15 protein-coding genes and 1 tRNA gene are annotated in these 15,756 nt (G+C 48.9%); 8 read left to right on the top strand and 8 right to left on the bottom strand.

Annotated features, from left to right (window positions below; translation table 11 throughout):
• Positions 1–194: 194 nt before the first annotated feature.
• Together ACYVI1_RS26180 and ACYVI1_RS26175 are read left to right on the top strand one after the other, a co-directional pair.
• A complete protein-coding gene (locus ACYVI1_RS26180; RefSeq protein WP_460913961.1) occupies positions 195–1,439 on the top strand; it encodes a DUF5018 domain-containing protein in 1,245 nt (414 codons plus the stop codon).
• An 81-nt stretch (positions 1,440–1,520) separates the two neighbouring features.
• On the top strand, positions 1,521–3,368 hold the full coding sequence (locus ACYVI1_RS26175; RefSeq protein ID WP_460913959.1) for an outer membrane protein assembly factor BamB family protein: 1,848 nt from the start codon (positions 1,521–1,523) through the stop codon (positions 3,366–3,368).
• Between the two features lie 84 nt (positions 3,369–3,452).
• Here the strand turns inward: ACYVI1_RS26175 and ACYVI1_RS26170 are convergent, their stop codons facing one another.
• The 4 genes from ACYVI1_RS26170 to ACYVI1_RS26155 all read right to left on the bottom strand — a co-directional run bounded on the left by ACYVI1_RS26170 (position 3,453) and on the right by ACYVI1_RS26155 (position 4,659).
• A complete protein-coding gene (locus tag ACYVI1_RS26170; RefSeq protein ID WP_460913958.1) occupies positions 3,453–3,857 on the bottom strand; it encodes a type II toxin-antitoxin system VapC family toxin in 405 nt (134 codons plus the stop codon).
• Positions 3,857–4,087, bottom strand: coding sequence for a DUF2281 domain-containing protein (locus ACYVI1_RS26165; protein WP_460913956.1), 231 nt, complete (start codon positions 4,085–4,087; stop codon positions 3,857–3,859). Before ACYVI1_RS26165 ends, ACYVI1_RS26170 begins: the two co-directional genes overlap by 1 nt.
• Positions 4,088–4,189: 102 nt before the next feature.
• Positions 4,190–4,405 (bottom strand): hypothetical protein, encoded by a 216-nt coding sequence (locus ACYVI1_RS26160; protein WP_460913955.1) that lies wholly within the window; start codon positions 4,403–4,405, stop codon positions 4,190–4,192.
• A gap of 125 nt (positions 4,406–4,530) precedes the next feature.
• Positions 4,531–4,659, bottom strand: coding sequence for a HepT-like ribonuclease domain-containing protein (locus ACYVI1_RS26155; RefSeq protein WP_460914222.1), 129 nt, complete (start codon positions 4,657–4,659; stop codon positions 4,531–4,533).
• Positions 4,660–4,799: 140 nt separating this feature from the next.
• On the opposite strand from ACYVI1_RS26155, the gene ACYVI1_RS26150 reads away from it, so the two are divergent.
• On the top strand, positions 4,800–5,561 hold the full coding sequence (locus ACYVI1_RS26150; RefSeq protein WP_460913954.1) for a hypothetical protein: 762 nt from the start codon (positions 4,800–4,802) through the stop codon (positions 5,559–5,561).
• A 171-nt stretch (positions 5,562–5,732) separates the two neighbouring features.
• Here ACYVI1_RS26150 and ACYVI1_RS26145 read toward each other — a convergent pair whose 3' ends face one another.
• Genes ACYVI1_RS26145 through ACYVI1_RS26135 form a run of 3 tightly spaced genes read right to left on the bottom strand, consistent with a single transcriptional unit; the run spans position 5,733 to position 9,101 of the window.
• Entirely contained in the window at positions 5,733–7,247 is a 1,515-nt protein-coding gene (locus ACYVI1_RS26145) for a S41 family peptidase (RefSeq protein WP_460913953.1), read from the bottom strand.
• A 47-nt stretch (positions 7,248–7,294) separates the two neighbouring features.
• Positions 7,295–8,458 (bottom strand): helix-turn-helix domain-containing protein, encoded by a 1,164-nt coding sequence (locus ACYVI1_RS26140; protein ID WP_460913951.1) that lies wholly within the window; start codon positions 8,456–8,458, stop codon positions 7,295–7,297.
• A 22-nt stretch (positions 8,459–8,480) separates the two neighbouring features.
• A complete protein-coding gene (locus ACYVI1_RS26135) occupies positions 8,481–9,101 on the bottom strand; it encodes a hypothetical protein (RefSeq protein WP_460913949.1) in 621 nt (206 codons plus the stop codon).
• Between the two features lie 170 nt (positions 9,102–9,271).
• On the opposite strand from ACYVI1_RS26135, the gene ACYVI1_RS26130 reads away from it, so the two are divergent.
• From ACYVI1_RS26130 to ACYVI1_RS26110, 5 genes are all read left to right on the top strand, one after another.
• Complete coding sequence (locus tag ACYVI1_RS26130) at positions 9,272–10,525, top strand: hypothetical protein (RefSeq protein ID WP_460913947.1); 1,254 nt, start codon at positions 9,272–9,274, stop codon at positions 10,523–10,525.
• Between the two features lie 16 nt (positions 10,526–10,541).
• A complete protein-coding gene (locus ACYVI1_RS26125) occupies positions 10,542–12,266 on the top strand; it encodes a hypothetical protein (RefSeq protein ID WP_460913946.1) in 1,725 nt (574 codons plus the stop codon).
• A 147-nt stretch (positions 12,267–12,413) separates the two neighbouring features.
• Positions 12,414–12,489, top strand: a tRNA-Gly gene (locus tag ACYVI1_RS26120).
• A gap of 715 nt (positions 12,490–13,204) precedes the next feature.
• The gene (locus tag ACYVI1_RS26115; RefSeq protein ID WP_460913945.1) at positions 13,205–13,774 is read left to right on the top strand and encodes a DNA/RNA non-specific endonuclease; all 570 of its coding nucleotides are present in this window, start codon (positions 13,205–13,207) and stop codon (positions 13,772–13,774) included.
• Positions 13,775–14,442: 668 nt separating this feature from the next.
• Entirely contained in the window at positions 14,443–14,652 is a 210-nt protein-coding gene (locus tag ACYVI1_RS26110; RefSeq protein WP_460913943.1) for a hypothetical protein, read from the top strand.
• 376 nt (positions 14,653–15,028) lie between these two features.
• Here the strand turns inward: ACYVI1_RS26110 and ACYVI1_RS26105 are convergent, their stop codons facing one another.
• Complete coding sequence (locus ACYVI1_RS26105) at positions 15,029–15,148, bottom strand: DinB/UmuC family translesion DNA polymerase (RefSeq protein ID WP_460913941.1); 120 nt, start codon at positions 15,146–15,148, stop codon at positions 15,029–15,031.
• Positions 15,149–15,756: the final 608 nt, after the last annotated feature.

Here is a 15,756-nt window from a genome sequence, read left to right as displayed (position 1 = left end):
TATTATGTGCCATATGCAGCCTTACCGTTTACTTGCTTAACCTAAAAAAAGCGACGATTCGCCCTGAAAAGCCGACCACTCGCCCCCCCGCACTGGCATTGGCGCCGGTTGTTGGCTCAACTTAGTGGCGTATTCCCGATAACAGGGCAGTACGTGAAGCGCTGTTCACACCATTTTTTAAAACCAAACTAAGTATGAAAACCTCCTTCTCGTTTCTATCCACCCTCTTCTGCCTGCTGCTGTTGTGGGTGGTTTCCTGCAAAAAAACCGAAGATACGCCCGTAACGCCCACACCAACGAAAAGTTCGGAGAAGGCAATCTCGGCGTTTGCCTTTAGTGCCCTCAACCCTGCTGTGAATGCGACGGTCGATGCCGCTACAAAAGCTATTTCAGTTACTGTAACGGCTGGAACCGACGTAACAAAGCTGGTACCGACCATCACCACCTCGGCAAAGGCGACGGTTTCGCCTGCGTCGGGAGCAGTACAGGACTTCACCAACCCTGTTACATATACCGTTACAGCCGAAGACGGAACTAACCAGACGTATATAACAACCGTCACAAAATCCGCAGCCCTAAAAAGCTCCGCTAAGAATATTCTGACGGTATCATTTACTGGCGCAAGCCCGGCTGTAAAAGCCACCGTCGATACCACCGCTAAAACCATTACTGCCCTGCTACCGGCTGGAACCGACGTTACGAAATTAGTACCCACCATTATGGTATCCGACAAAGCGACGATTTCGCCAGCTACAGGTGTAGCGCAGGATTTTAGCAAAGCCGTTCCGTACACGGTCACCGCCGAAGATGGGAGTACAAAGGTGTTCAGCGTATCGGCCGCCACGGATGCCTACTATTTTGCCACCGTAAGAATGACCGTCAATGAAACCTCCGACCGATTGACGGATTCATGCCTGATCGACTATAAAACCGGAACGGTGTTCCAACTGAAAGATGGTGCTAAATACGCTGACCGTATTGACGGATTGTTAAATGGCTATTGTAACCTGGAAATGTATACGCCAGCCAATGTTATCCTGTGTGGGGGTAGTTGTGGCGTTGGCAAACTAAACGGGATTATTGTTGGTCAGAAGTGGAGTACCTATCGCAAAGGGGGTGTAGAGTTTATTACCAAAAATAGCGTCACTGCGGATAATGGATACACATCATCTGATAAATGGAATGAACTGTCCTTTAGCACTGACATTGCCGCCCTTGTCGACAAAACTAAACTAAAAGCAGAAGGTGGGGCCGCCGATTATACGGTTGTGGCTGATGATGCTGTTGGAGGAGCGAATTGTGCACCTTCTGTACTTTTCGACAAAGTTCTCTACCGGTTTATTACCCAGGATGGCAAAAAAGGCGTCATGCGGATGAAGCAATTAGGCAAAAAAGGCACCGGCTACTTCATCGTTTTTGATATTAAAATCCAGAAATAACCCCCTGTTTTGACAAAGGTCTACGCCACTATGATTCGGAATAAACCCTATCAATATCGTTTTTCAAAACCAAACAAACCAATGAAAACTTCATTCTCACTTCTCTCCACCCTTTTTTGTTTATTGTTGCTCTGGGTTGTCTCCTGCAAGAAAACCGAAGATACGCCCACACCTGCCAAAAGCTCCGAAAAAGCCATCAGTGGCTTTGCCTTCAATGGGCTTAATCCCGCTGTATCGGCTGCGGTCAATGCCACCGCCAAAACCGTAATGGCAACCGTCCCCTACGGTACCGACGTGACCAAACTCGTACCAAGTATCACCCTTTCGTCCAAAGCCACCGTTTCGCCTGCATCGGGCGTGGCGCAGGACTTTACCAAAACCGTCACCTACACCGTAACGGCCGAAGATGGCACCACCTCGGCGTATGCCGTTGCAGTGGGCGTGGGAACGGCTCCCAAAAGTCCGGCCAAAGACATCAAAACTTTCTCTTTCAACGGACTTAACCCGGCGGTAAATGCCACGATTGATGCCACCGCCAAAACCATTTCGGCCACCGTTGCCAGCGGCACGGACGTGACGAAACTGGTACCAACTATTACGCTATCTGATAAAGCGACGGTATCACCAGCCACAGGCACAGCGCAGGATTTCTCTAAGGAGGTGCTGTATACCGTTACGGCCGAAGATGCAAGTACGGTGGTTTATAAGGTGAATATGACGAAGGAGGCTTCATCAACTGTTGGTAGTACGGTGAACTCAGAAAATGTCATTTATTTAGTAAAATCTTCAAACGATATTCTTGTTCCTGCTTCTGGCAATACCGCTGCTTATTTAAAACAAACACATCGAATAGTTGCGATAGACCCTAATACGGGTAATGAACTGGCTATTTTTCCCAATGATGATAAAGGTTTTTATCCGTTTCCACTGTTTTTTACTAATGGCTCTTTGTTGGTTGGTGGTTATTATCCAGATGACCAAAGTAAAAGGAAAGTTGAATTAGTAGATGCAACAAATGCCAAACTTAAAGTTGCATTTGATTCGCAAGTGCAGGTAGATATCTTTTCTGTAATTGATAATGGTAATCTGTATCGATCTAACGTGGCAAACACAAGTAGTTTTGTTGCCAATGATCTGAATACTGCAAAAGAAAAATGGCGCATTGCAGAATACGGCAATCGTCCTGTGGTATCGAACGGCCTGCTATATTATATCAATCCGCTTTTACAGGATAAAAGAGGAATTTTTTGTTATGATGCTGCCTCATCTGAAAAGAAATGGTCAATACAAGGGCCAGAGAACGGATCGGTTGGTGATGTAAACCCTGTTGTTACTGATGGTAGTGTTTATTATGTACGCTCACCCAAAACAGGCGGAAACGCGAATGTAATTGCGGCTATTGACGCAAAAACAGGAAAATTACTATGGGAATACCCGGTAGAAAATGCGGCATCAATTAAGTCCAGCATGACCGTAGCAGATGGTGTGCTTTATGGGAGTGCAAAAAATGACGTATTTGCTATTGATGCAAAAACCGGGGCTAAGAAGTGGAATAAAACACTAACAGAAACCCTGACTAACGATGTAAATACGGGAGTCACTGTTGGTAACGGATTAGTTTTTTTAGTTTCGACAGGCTCTTCAACAAATAAAGTTATTGCCTTAGATGCCAACACAGGCGATACTAAATGGACTTCAAATCAAACGGCAGATTCGTTCAGAGCCATTATATATGCCAATGGAGTACTTTATACGGGAAAGGCTGCGATAGATGCCTCAACTGGTGGCATAAAGTGGCAGTTAAAGGATAATTCAGGCCCTTTCGGGTCAACAGACCCAACAAAATATTATAGTTACTATGCTGCTGGTTTTGTTTTAGTCGTAAAAAACAAAACATATTATCCTACATACAGCGGTATGCAGCAATAACCACCCCACACGACCATGAAAAAATTCTCACTCCTCCTCACCCTGCTGTTTTGGGTCGCTATCCTGGAAAACAGCAGGTCAGATTCAGCGAGCGAGAAGAAGTTGAACGAGTGGTTGATACCGCTCAAATTTCTCGTCGGCGGTGATGAAGATCAGGTTTTCTGACAGGGCAGTTGCCGCCAGAAACCTGTCGAATGGATCGCGGTGGTCATCGTAGAAAGGGAGATGCTGATAAGAAAAAAGCTGGTCGTTACTAATCGGGAGTAGCAAAAAGCCATCATCGAAAAGCTGCCGGGCAAAGTCGCTGACCCGAACGATAAAGCCGGGCAGCTTGCCTATCTGCTGTTTGATGACCAATTCCTGGAGACTAAACTGACTGATGAAAATCTCGTTATCAAGGTCTTCAAGAATATCACGGATGGGTGTTTTTAATCTGGGATTATTCTCTTTGGCCCAAATCGCAATCTGGGTATCAATCAGATAACGCATTAATGCATGTATTCAGTTAAGTCGTCTAAGGGTTCGTTAAAGTCGTCGGGAATGGTGATTTTGCCTTCTAAGCCACCCAGACGACGTTTGACTGGCTTAGAAGGAGCCGGGTCAACTGCATCAATTTCCTCCAGGAACGTAATGACCACCTTCGATTTTTTGCTGGTAGGAGCGCGTTCAAGCAAGGTAAGCTGCCCGTTTTCAAATAAGCCACTAATCGATGTGTACATAGGGAACAAGACTTTATGAAAGCAAGAAAACAAAGTTAACCTGTCAGCACCAATAGCGCAACTTATGGCGAAAGGGTGATTTTCGGCCACAGGATATTGGTATCAGGAACGACGCGTACCACGATTGTGTTCGGTTGTCCAATTAATCATATCCTGTTCGGTCAGTTGTTTCTCGTCCCAAATGTTGTCCATCGCTTCGGTTGCTTTCTGGGCGAAGTAGTTGCCAAGCAACAGCTTGATTTCCAATAGTTTTTGGTCGTCGATGCTGTTGGCGTAGAGTTTCAATAACTCAAGTTGAAGATTGCTGAGCGGTGCCATGAGTTCGCAATAGTTTTTACCAAAGTTAGCCAATTTCTGAACTACCGCATAACCAACAAAAGGCCCCGCCGAAAACCTGAAATCGAGTAGGCGTCAATTCTTCTATCTATATCAACATGAAAAGACTATTCAGACGGGTGGGCGATTGCCGAAAGCTGGGATTCCAGAGCAGTCAGATCGTTTTGAAGGATGTACCACAGTATTTGATAGTCGACGCCGAAGTAGCCATGAATAAGCCGGTTGCGAAAACTAATGACGTTTTATTAGGCTATGTTCGTATGAGGTTCTTGAAAGTCAACCGGCAGTTGATTGGCGGCTTCGCCGATGATTTCAAAATTACGTTTAATGATGTCGAAAAATTTCAATCCACACTATTTTCTAAATCACTTAAACTATGAACATTACCCGTTCTGTTACGGTATCGACCGTTTTTCTGATGGCGGTGTCACTTTTTTCGTGTCGCCCTATCTACTTATTGACGAATAACTTTTCTGGTGATGTAGTCTCCAGCCCACCCCTACATAACATTCCGGGTTCGCCTGTTGGCGATTCAGTAGCCTATAATTACGCCATTCAGGACAAATTAAAAATAAGCCTGGATGGCTCGAATAAGTGTCTGGAATATTCGGATGTGCCCATACGTGACAGCCAAATTTCGGGCCATTTGGATTGGCTGTCGTTTCGAGGGGTTACAACTGATTTGAGCAAAACAATAACATTCACCTGGACCGGGAAAATTGACAGAGGTGACAATGATTTGGTTGTATCAATTTCCGACGGGTTTGCCAACGCAATCGCTCGCTTAACAGTAAATAAGGCCGGTGAAATAAGGATATGCGATAGCCCATCCGATTACACCTATCGCGAACTCGTAGGCACCATAAATTATGGCAGTTACCATACAATTACAGTCATTGTTGATCCCTTGAAAAATACATATACATTAGGCGTAGTTGGTGCTGGTGTTCTTCGGTTATCTACAGATGATGATCCCCGAAGGCCAATTAATGTGACTCGGACAAGTTTGTCCGGTTTGATTGTGGTCGATAGAGAACAGAATATAATACCTAAACCACAACTGTCTTTTAATTGGTACCCAAAAAATTACGCGGGCCGGAAATACACAATCGCTTCAATTTATATAAAGAGAAATTAAATACCGAATGGTGCGTGAAGGCAGGAATGTAGCAGCTTCCAAACGTGCTGTCTAAGAAGTAAATAGCCAGCATTATTATAAAATAAATTCGTAAATAATAGGTTAGGTTAGTAGCATAGTTCACCGGCTGTCTGCTATTGTACAGCCGGTGACTTTTCTTTGTGGGTTTCCCTATTTGCTTCTATCCCGAATCAATTTCCTGACAAAATCTAACTGGCTGTCGGTGTGCTGAAGCAGATTGTCAATGGTAATCGGTACGGCATAGTCCGGGAGTGTGCCGCGTCCCTTTTGGCGTGGCTCATCAACGGCATTGTTATAATACACCAACGGCGTCGTTACCTGTATGCCTGAGTGGGGTAGTTCGAGATTTATAAAACTGCTGCCGTTACCCCCTTCGTAAGCACCCCCTGACTCTGTTCCCACAAATACGCCTACTTTATTCGCGTGGGCAACGGCCAGAAACTCCGACGCAGTCGATACACTTTCGCCGTTCATCAGGATATAGACCTTGCCCCGGAATCGGTTGGGTTTGGGCGAATAGCGTTTAGGGTCGCGCGTATCGCTGCCTTGTTTCAGCGTAAACGTACCATCGGCTTCGGGAATCAGTTCATTCTTTATATTTTTCCGGTCAGCTTCGGAGAGGTCAGAGAATTTCACAAAGTCAGAACTATCCGTTACGCTGTGCTGCCGGGCATAATACAAGACGGCTGTATCGGCTTTTGCTAAATAAGTAAACAATTCGATGCCCTGACTGTCCCAGCCGCCGGTGTTGCCTCTAATATCGACAATCAGGTTCTTAATGGCCTTCTTCTCTACCTGCGCCATTGCCTTGTCCATAAATGTCCGAAACGTGGTAATCGCCTGGTCAGCGTTTTTCGCGCCTTCTCCGCCAAACCCATCCAGCCGCAGGAAGGCCGTTTGGGCAAGTGTGTCGGGGAAATACAATCGCCACGGATGCTTCTGTTTTTTTGTTACATACCACGCCACCATCTGCCGGTTGACGGGGCGTTTTAGCATCGTTTTCAGCGAACCGCCGAACGGTTTGGCGGGGGCGGTAACCTGCACTGTATCGCCCGCCAAACTGCGGAACGTGAGCAAATACGTGTCGGGCTGACCGACAAACCAGTAGTAAAACAAGGCGAAAAATTCGCCCCGTATCTGGCTTTTCGAGGATTCGATATAGCCATCGGCCCAGTGATAGCGGTACAGTTGCCGACGGATGCCATCCATCGGCTGGCCGTTTATACGAAGCAGTTCAAAGCCGGGTTTGATGGTCTGGTCAGCCGTGCCATTGAACAGTACGTAAAAGCGATGCTGAACGGGCAGCACAAAAAATGGAATCGTTTTCAGCACACCGTTAAACTGCTCACGCCAGTTTTTTTGCGGTAGCGCATGGGTGTGGGCGCAGCGAATATCAGCCATCAGCCCGGACACAACCCTGAAGAACGCATAAAACGGCATCGGTTGGCTCAGGTTTCGGTCAATACTGTCCATTTTAGCCTGCATGGCCGCTTTGGGCGTGTAGCGATACAGGCCCGGATGCGTTTCTTCCAGCAACCGGCGCAGGTAGCGGAAATCGGCCTGCATGTCGGCAGGCTGGAGGGTTTTCGTTTGTAGCGTATCTGTTCCGGGTTGAGCGTACCCCCAGAGGGAAGTAAGTAACAGCAGGCAGGCAAAGGCTTTCATCGTGGGCCGTTTTTTAGCCCAAAACAGCCTAAAAATAACGGGGTAGACTACTCAAATCTGGATTTGAGCGGTGTTTTTTCCTGTTGACCCGCAAATTCTTTCGGCGAGACGCCCGTCATCTGCCGGAATGCCCGTTGAAACGTAGCCTGTGAATTGAACCCGCACTCGAACGCAATGCCCGTTAGGGTCAGATGCTCATTGGCCGGGTTAATCAATTGTTGTTTCACGGCGTCGATGCGATACTCATTGACGAATGTATTGAAACTTTTTTGGCGATGCTGATTCAGCACGAACGAAATGGTTTTAGGCGGTAGCTGCGTGTGCCGCCCGACTTTTTCAACCGTTAACTCCGGGTCGAGATAGAGCTTGTCGATTCGCATAGCGTTGCTCAATAAGCCAGCTACTTTTTCAACGGTTTCGGCGGGAATGAACGTGGCGCTGGGTTTACCGGTCACTGCATCGACCAGGCTGTTTCGGGAATGCAGATAGCCTTTTAATCCCAGCCAATATATTAAAACAGCGATGGGAATGTAAATCGGGTACCAGCCGAATTTGTCCAGCAATGGCCCCCGCAGGGCAGGAATGATATAAGGCACTAAGTAAACGAACCATATGCCCTGAAAAACCAGAAAGACGTTCACAAACTGCCGAAGCCACTGTAACGTCGGTTGCAGGCTCCCGGCATTCCCAACGTTGTCCGCCCGTTTACGCTGGTTTAGGAATTGCCTCGTCAGCACTAAATAAACTGTTACCGACAGCCAGCGCGGAATGTCCACGTAGGTATCGTATTCATTCATCATATGGCCCCAGGCCGGGCCTTCCTGCTCCCGAAAAAAACCGAGAAGTACGCCACCCATGAAAACCCAGCCAATGAACTTACTTCCCCAATCCAGCACCACTGGGTAGAAATGGCGTCGTTCACGCCAGCCAATGGTAAACGCTGGATTCAATACGGATTTTGTATAAAAATAGATGAGCGGCCCCAGGGGCATTACCATAATCAGGGGCAGAAAATCCAGTGCAAAGCTTATCCAGCGATTAGCAACGGGTATACCGACCGCCAGACTCATCAGCGCCAGCAAGCCAATTAATACAGCCAGTAACCGATTCGACAACGAATTGCCTTTGCGATTACTCCATAACAATGCAGCCAGAATAAACCCCTGTAGCGAGCCAAGCAGTAAGATCAGGTCGAGTGGAGCAATGGTCATAATCAGACGTGGATAATTACTTCTAATCCACAATCTTGACCCGAACCCGGTGCGGGGCCGGTTGATTACCCCCAAAATACAGCCCGGTGCTGTAGGCAAAGGATTTATCGTGCGTGAACGGCACCGCCTGACCGCCCAGGACCTGATACACCTTCCGATCATAATCAATCTTGATGGTCATGCGCGTCGGTGTATTCAGTGCTACTTCGGCTACTTTGAAGTCGGTGCGTTTGCCTTCAACGTAAATATACGCGCCGAGGTCAATGCGGCCCCGCTTTGGGTTCCAGCGCCAGCCCACACGGGCGCCATCAACCTGGTGTGGGGGTACACCACCCAATGCCTGATCTTTCGACCCGACAAACCCTAACCCAATAACCTTATTCCAGTCGTCGGCGTCGGTTGCTCCAACATCATAAATGCAGGAACTATCAAAAGTGACCTCTGCCGATATGGTGCCGGGGCTAATGAGCAGGCCGACTTTGCGCTTGGGGTTGGGTTCATGTTCGCCCGCTTCGATAACCACCCAGTCAGAGTCCGATAGCAAAAAGTCGGGTACACACGCGCTCATGAACAGACAAAGCCCAACAAGCAACGTTCGGGTTGCCAACCACGACACTTGTGCCGGTGAATCAAAAGGGAGCATATCGGAGGGGTAAGTGATACTAATTTTATACAAATAACGTGATTAATCGGCTGGTTCTTGTCCCGTTGGCTCAGGTGCAGGCTGCGGGCCGTATAAAGCCACTGGTATAATCAGCAACCTTTTCGTAATTTTCTGCATCTTTTTGATCAAACTCTCCCGTCAGCTTATCTATGCAATCGTCCATCCCTTCTTCACTGCAACCCCTTCAAGCCCAGTCAGATGGAATCACTATCGACTGGCGGCTGGGCATACCCACCTACATTTACGCCGTTGTTTTCTCGTCCTTTTGCATTGTGATGGGATTGCTCTGGGATATTATGTGGCACATGAGCATTGGCCGCGATGGTCTGTTTGCTCCTCCACACATGGTTATCTACGTTGGGGCGGTTATATCGGGTTTGTTCTCTGCCTACCAGATACTGAACCTCACGCTCACCAAAAATCATCCGGGCCGGTCGTCTGCCGTTCCGTTTTGGGGTGTTTTCTACGGACCGCTGGGGGCTATGTTCTGCGTATGGGGTGCTTTAGCCATGCTCACGTCGGCCCCATTCGATGACTGGTGGCACAATACCTACGGGCTTGACGTTCAGATTCTTACTCCCCCACACACGATTCTGGCCATCGGCATTATGACCGTGCAGTTTGGGGCCATGGTGGGTGTGTTGTCGCTCCAGAATCAGTATCGCACTAATACCATTAACCAATTGGCTGAGGGCCACCTGCGGTCTAACCGCCTGAAATGGTTGTTCGGCGTAGCGGCAGGGCTACTTTTGGTGATGCTGTATACTTTATTGTCTGAGTCGGTAGGAATGCGCGAATCACACCATTCCAGCTATTACGCTATATCGGCCATTATTTTCCCCTTTTATCTGCTGGCAGTGGGAAGGGCCTCGTTACTGCGCTGGCCTATCACCATCATTGCCGGTGTTTACATGCTGTCTATGTTGCTGCCAAGCTGGCTGCTTCAGAACTTTCCGGCAACACCCCGGCTTGGACCCGTGCTAAACCCCATTACGCACTACCAGCCATTTATGTTTCCGCTGTTGCTGATTATACCGGGGCTGGCCCTCGACTGGCTGATGCACCGGTTTGACACACCAAAAGCTGAAGGAAAACGTAAACTAAACGATTGGGTACTGGCCGGGCTATATGGTATTGCTTTTATGGTTATTCTGCTGGCTGTCCAATGGCCTTTCGGCGAATTCCTGACCACATCGCCCCTCGCCCGCAATGGATTTTTCCTCTCGTCTTCCTGGACGTATGACAGCCCGCCGGAGTGGGAATATCGCTACGCATTTCCGCCCTGGAACATCGAGTCGGTGGCTGATTTCTGGCTTGGTTTTGGGAAAGCCCTGCTCTATGCTGTCCTTTCCGCTCGTATTGGCTTGTTTTGGGGCAACTGGATGAAACGCATAGCGCGATAAGTTAAAGAGCGAAAGAATGAAAGAGCGAAAGAGTGAAACGTTTTTGCAATCAATACCTGGTAAGACAAGGAGTAAGATTCGGGTGAAATGGCTTGTGCTTTTTTATTCACTCATTCTATCCTTCAGTCATTCACTCATTGCAACCGCCCACGTTGGCAGTTCGGGGGTGATTGTTCAGAAGCAGGCAGGTAACTACCGATTGCTGATTAGCATAAATCCGCCCGACGTGGTGCCGGGAACCGCTAAAGTCACCGTATTTGTCGAGCAGGGGCGCGTGAGTAGCATCGGCGCAAGACCCATCTTTTTCCGTTCGGGCAATAAAGGCGCACCAACCCACGACGTGCTGGTGCCGGTTGGCGACAATCGCTACGAAGCCGATTTATGGCTTATGAGTTCCGGCTCGTCGAGTGTTGAATTAAGTATCGATGGCCCTGATGGCAAGCAGCAGGTTATCGTGCCGGTGGTGGCTGTAGCAACAGCGCTGCGGGATATGCCCGCCGGAACGGGCTGGGGCCTGGCGGCTATGGGCCTTTTGCTGGTCGTGATGTTAGTCACGATCATAGGCGCCAGCAATGCCGATGGAGTTTCTGCCCCCAATCAGCCTGCACCGGCAACGCTCCGGCGTCGGCGCGTCGTAGGCATGGGTGTTGGTTTAGTTGTAGTGGCGCTGATACTGGCCGGCTGGCGCTCATGGTGGAACGATACCGCCCAGGAATACCGAACCATTCAGTTATATAAGCCCACGCCTGTTCGCGCATCAGTGAAAATCACCAATGCCCAGCGGCAAGTCTCGATTCAATTCGACACTACCGGTTTTGGACCCCAACGGCGAACGTTTTTTAGCTTCCTGCTGCCCGACCACGGCAAACTGATGCACGCCTTTTTGGTCAGGATACCCGGCCTGGATGCGTTCGCGCACCTGCACCCAAACCGGCGCGACACGCTCAATTATGAAGCTACGCTGCCCCCGCTGCCGGGTGGTAAATACTTGCTCTATGCTGACGTGGTGTATCGAAGTGGCTTTACCGAAACCCTGACCGATACCATTGATGTGCCTTCGCTAAAAATTAACGCCGGGGCCGCTGCAGCCGCCAAGCCATCTGACCCTGATGACAGTTGGCTTGTAGTTGAACCGATGGGCGTGAAAGCGAATGCGGTAAACGTACCGCACTTAGATAATGACATGGTTGTTTGCGGAAAACCCGGAGCCAGTACCAAACTTGCCGACGGTTCAACGATGCTCTGGATGGATAAACCGGCACAGGTTCTCGAATCGGGCAAACTATATACGCTGAAATTCGCCGTTGCTGATTCGTTGGGGAAGGCCGCGCCGGTAGAGCCTTACCTGGGCATGGGCGGCCATGCGGTCATTTTACGTTCCGATGGCACGGTTTATATTCACCTGCACCCGGTTGGAACCTATTCGATGGCGGCAGAAGGCTCCTTCGTGAACCGCATCGCCGACACGGCCCGAACGTTTCATTATCCCGATGCGGTTCGCTTCCGCGATAGTATTGATGCGTATGTGGCCAAACTCAAAACAATGCCCGAACCCGAAAAAAACCGGTTGCTGGCAGCAGCAATGCCCGGCATGAACCACGCCATGAAAACGGCCAACATGGTTGAGTTTCCGTATGCGTTCCCACGTGCCGGTCATTACCGCATCTGGGTTCAGGTAAAGCGAAACGGGCGTGTTCTGACGGGCGTGTTCGACACGCAGGTGAATGATTCGCTTCTTTAAATCACAGCGTTAAGTTGTTCAGAATCAGTTTTCAATATGCGTTTGCCTAAGCAGTCTGAAATTTTTTTTAAGGGCAAAACTTGACATACGCCGAAAATAGCCTAAATTTGCATCCACAATTCGCCAAAACGCTGGCGCAATTGGTTTGCGAAAGTAGCTCAGCTGGTAGAGCGCGACCTTGCCAAGGTCGAGGTCGCGGGTTCGAACCCCGTCTTTCGCTCCACGATAAGGCACCGACCAACGGTGCTTTTTTCGTAACTACCGAAGTTTGACTATTGGTCGAATCAGGCAAATGCCGGGATGGTGGAATTGGTAGACACGCCGGACTTAGACAGATTTGAGTGCGCGAATGGAAATGTTCGCAGTAGAACCGCTTAAATTCGGGGAAACCTTATCAGGAAATTGATTGGCAATCCCGAGCCAAGCCCGCCAATGAAAGTTGGTGTGGAAGGTGTAGAGACTTTAAAGGCGGCACCTACGTTCTCGAAAAGGGGATACGGTGAAGAGAAAGTCCAGACCACAAATTGCTGCATTGGGCAGCAAGCAGCGAAAGCTGTAGTTGGTATGAAAATCCTGTGGGCCACAAGCCCGTGCGGGTTCGACTCCCGCTCCTGGTACTCAGTAAATGCCTAACTATCTCATTATGTGATAGTTAGGCATTTCTTATTTCTGCTGTGTACGGGCTGGTGTACGGAAATTATGTTTTTGATGAAGAAGACTGTTAAACTTTAGCTGATCATCTCCTTAGCTACTGCATTCAGTCAGTGTAAACAGCCATCCGTTCCCATTCCGGCTAATGCCACGTCTGCTCGTGACGACAACATGGCGATGGGCAATCCCGATAGTGCGAGACCCTCAGAATCCAGTCCGAACGCCTACCTGATTACCCGGCCTACGTATTCTCTTTCATATAACCAATTGACGGGTGTCGCCAACTGGTGAGTTGGCACCTCTCAGCCGCCTGTAAAGGATCAGCCAAGCGCTATACGGGCAACTTCATTCCCGACCAGTCGCTGCCTACTGGCTGGTATCAGGCTCGACACGCGGATTATACAAATACAGGCTTTGACAGAGGCCACCTCTGCCCGTCAGATGACCGAGATAGCACGGCGGAGGAAAACAGAACTACGTTTCTGCTAACCAACATCATACCCCAGGCACCTCAACATAACCGGCAAGGCTGGTTTCGCTTGGAAGAGTACTGTCGGGGGCTGGTTGCTCAGGGTAATGAACTCCACATCATTGCCGGAACGTGGGGCAAAGGTGGTGAGGGCGATAATGGCAAGGCTACGTCTATAGCCGCTGGCAAACTAAGCGTTCCTGCTCCTGCTGCGCTCTGGAAGGTGATTGTCGCGCTATCGGTAGGTTCGGACGATGTGAACCGGGTAAGCGCCCAGACGCGGGTTATTGCAGTCTGGATGCCCAACACCAATGCCACAGGTGAGCAGGCCTGGTCAGGCTACCGGGGTCAGGTTGATATTGAAGGTTGTTTGAGGCTTATTCAATGACCAGGTTGAGACGGTGACTTGCCAGCCTCGGTCAGTTCATAGATATTCTCCTCACCCACCCTGCCTGTATAACGTATTCTGCGCTCTGTAATTAACGCACTGATTAAGCGATTGAACAGCGGGTTAGGGATGGCAAGGTGACTCTTTAATTGGTTAGCTGTCAAGCTTTCCGTCGATAAAATGTTGATTATCCTATTTTTTGCTTCTGCATCATTCATACCCCTTCTATCATTCGTTAAGTAGTGATTAAATACCCTGCACCGGGTTAGAAGTTAAATCGTTGATCAGGGCGAAAACCAACCTGTGCCGCCTACCCAGTCATGTGGTTTTGGCCCTGATGACGCTCTTTGGACTTGAGTCCCATGAGTAAGTCACAACCAAGTCGCTTGCCAACTGCTAACCGCCCAGATAGATATGTAGGCATCGACCTGGTGAAATCTGACCACGCCAGGGTGGCACGCTTTAGTTAATAAGGCTTACTAGAAAATCCCGTCCATGAAGTGGCTTTTTGACTTATAGTAGTAACTATTTAGCGCAAGTCACTGGATTTCTTAGCTAATCCCCTCCGCCTTTTTCAGCCGCTGCCAGGTCAGTCGGCGTTATATAAGTCTCATTTCCAGCTCATAGGGTCGGTTGGGTAGTTCCCCCAGCCTTTTTTTGTTCACGTAATGAAAACGTTTTCTCGGCATTGCTTTTATCTTCTGGTGATTACTGCGCTCGACCAGTTTAAGCAACCATCAGTCCCCGTTCCGGCTAACGCCCTACCCGCCCGTGACGATAATATGGCGATGGGAAATCCCGATGGAGCGAGGCCATTAGAGTCCAGCCCGAACGCCTACCTGATTACTCGGCCAACTTATTCACTCTCCTACAACTAATCGATGGGAATCGCCAACTGGTGTGGTTGGCATTTATCAGCTTCTTGGAAAAGGTCTGCTTCGAGACATGTCGTAATCTCATTCCTGACCAAACATTGCCTGCTGGCTGTTTGGATAAAGTAAGTGAATCGTAGCACTTTTTTCCAGAATGCTTAGGGTACCTACCCGACAAAACCGACAAAAGGGGTTCTGTCGGTTTTGCCGGGTAGGTCACTTTAGGCTTTTTGATGGATTGTCGCTATTCTAAGTCTAATGCTAACTGCCCTCCTGGTGGGGTCGTTGATACAACTTGCAGGCTCGACAGAGCGATACCCAACAGACGAACGCCTTTCGGTAGGGGTAAGAGAGACGAGAGTATATCAATGCTAATCTGGGCCTACTTCGCTTGGTCAGCTTTTGGACTCAATGCGGTGTGACTACGCGTGATCTGCTGAAAGTCGGTATACTTCACCTTTTGCGTGACTGACCGCCCCAGACTGGCTTTATTGTGTTTCACTTACAAGCCTCCAATGCCATCAGCACCAGAAAGACGGCGGTACAGATCAGTGAGTTATCGTCGCTTCGTTGCCGTCCAATCATTTTTTTACGTCAGGTGATCCAGTAGCAGTATGCCTACTGTGAGCAACAACACAATCACAAACACCATAATCCCTGTGAGGCAACTGCCTATGCGGTTTGGCATTGGCCTAACAGTTTACCTTCTCAGCCCCTTTTGCGAGACCGGCATGGCCGAAATCGAATTGTCAGTCTTGCAACGAGATTGTTTAAACCGACACATCGCTACCAAAGACGAGTTGGTCCGGGAAGTCAATGCGTGGCAAACCAAACGCAATCATAGACAAGCCAAAGCCAACTGGCAGTTCACCAATAAAGAGGCAAGAATCAAGTTACACAAACTTTACCCGACCACTTAACGTTTAAAGAACACTAGTAAATATGGCTCTACAGCAGCCACCCAATAACCAGTAGGGCCACAGCTACTACCAACAGGCCAGTGACCAGCAGCAGTAGTGTCCAGGGGCCAATCATTGATGATTTCGAGTTCATAGCTTATCGGCTTCGTGTTACGATAACGAAATACTCATCAATGGCACTCAACGAATA

This window comes from Spirosoma areae, from assembly GCF_054781775.1.
This window is presented reverse-complemented; position numbering and strand designations above follow the sequence as displayed.

Excerpts from the sequence above, each read along its gene's own strand:
- ACYVI1_RS26180 (WP_460913961.1), top strand. The coding sequence starts at position 195 with ATGAAAACCTCCTTCTCGTTTCTATCCACCCTCTTCTGCCTGCTGCTG.
- ACYVI1_RS26175 (WP_460913959.1), top strand. The coding sequence starts at position 1,521 with ATGAAAACTTCATTCTCACTTCTCTCCACCCTTTTTTGTTTATTGTTG.
- ACYVI1_RS26170 (WP_460913958.1), bottom strand. The coding sequence starts at position 3,857 with ATGCGTTATCTGATTGATACCCAGATTGCGATTTGGGCCAAAGAGAAT.
- ACYVI1_RS26165 (WP_460913956.1), bottom strand. The coding sequence starts at position 4,087 with ATGTACACATCGATTAGTGGCTTATTTGAAAACGGGCAGCTTACCTTG.
- ACYVI1_RS26160 (WP_460913955.1), bottom strand. The coding sequence starts at position 4,405 with ATGGCACCGCTCAGCAATCTTCAACTTGAGTTATTGAAACTCTACGCC.
- ACYVI1_RS26150 (WP_460913954.1), top strand. The coding sequence starts at position 4,800 with ATGAACATTACCCGTTCTGTTACGGTATCGACCGTTTTTCTGATGGCG.
- ACYVI1_RS26145 (WP_460913953.1), bottom strand. The coding sequence starts at position 7,247 with ATGAAAGCCTTTGCCTGCCTGCTGTTACTTACTTCCCTCTGGGGGTAC.
- ACYVI1_RS26140 (WP_460913951.1), bottom strand. The coding sequence starts at position 8,458 with ATGACCATTGCTCCACTCGACCTGATCTTACTGCTTGGCTCGCTACAG.
- ACYVI1_RS26135 (WP_460913949.1), bottom strand. The coding sequence starts at position 9,101 with ATGCTCCCTTTTGATTCACCGGCACAAGTGTCGTGGTTGGCAACCCGA.
- ACYVI1_RS26130 (WP_460913947.1), top strand. The coding sequence starts at position 9,272 with ATGCAATCGTCCATCCCTTCTTCACTGCAACCCCTTCAAGCCCAGTCA.
- ACYVI1_RS26125 (WP_460913946.1), top strand. The coding sequence starts at position 10,542 with ATGAAAGAGCGAAAGAGTGAAACGTTTTTGCAATCAATACCTGGTAAG.
- ACYVI1_RS26110 (WP_460913943.1), top strand. The coding sequence starts at position 14,443 with ATGAAAACGTTTTCTCGGCATTGCTTTTATCTTCTGGTGATTACTGCG.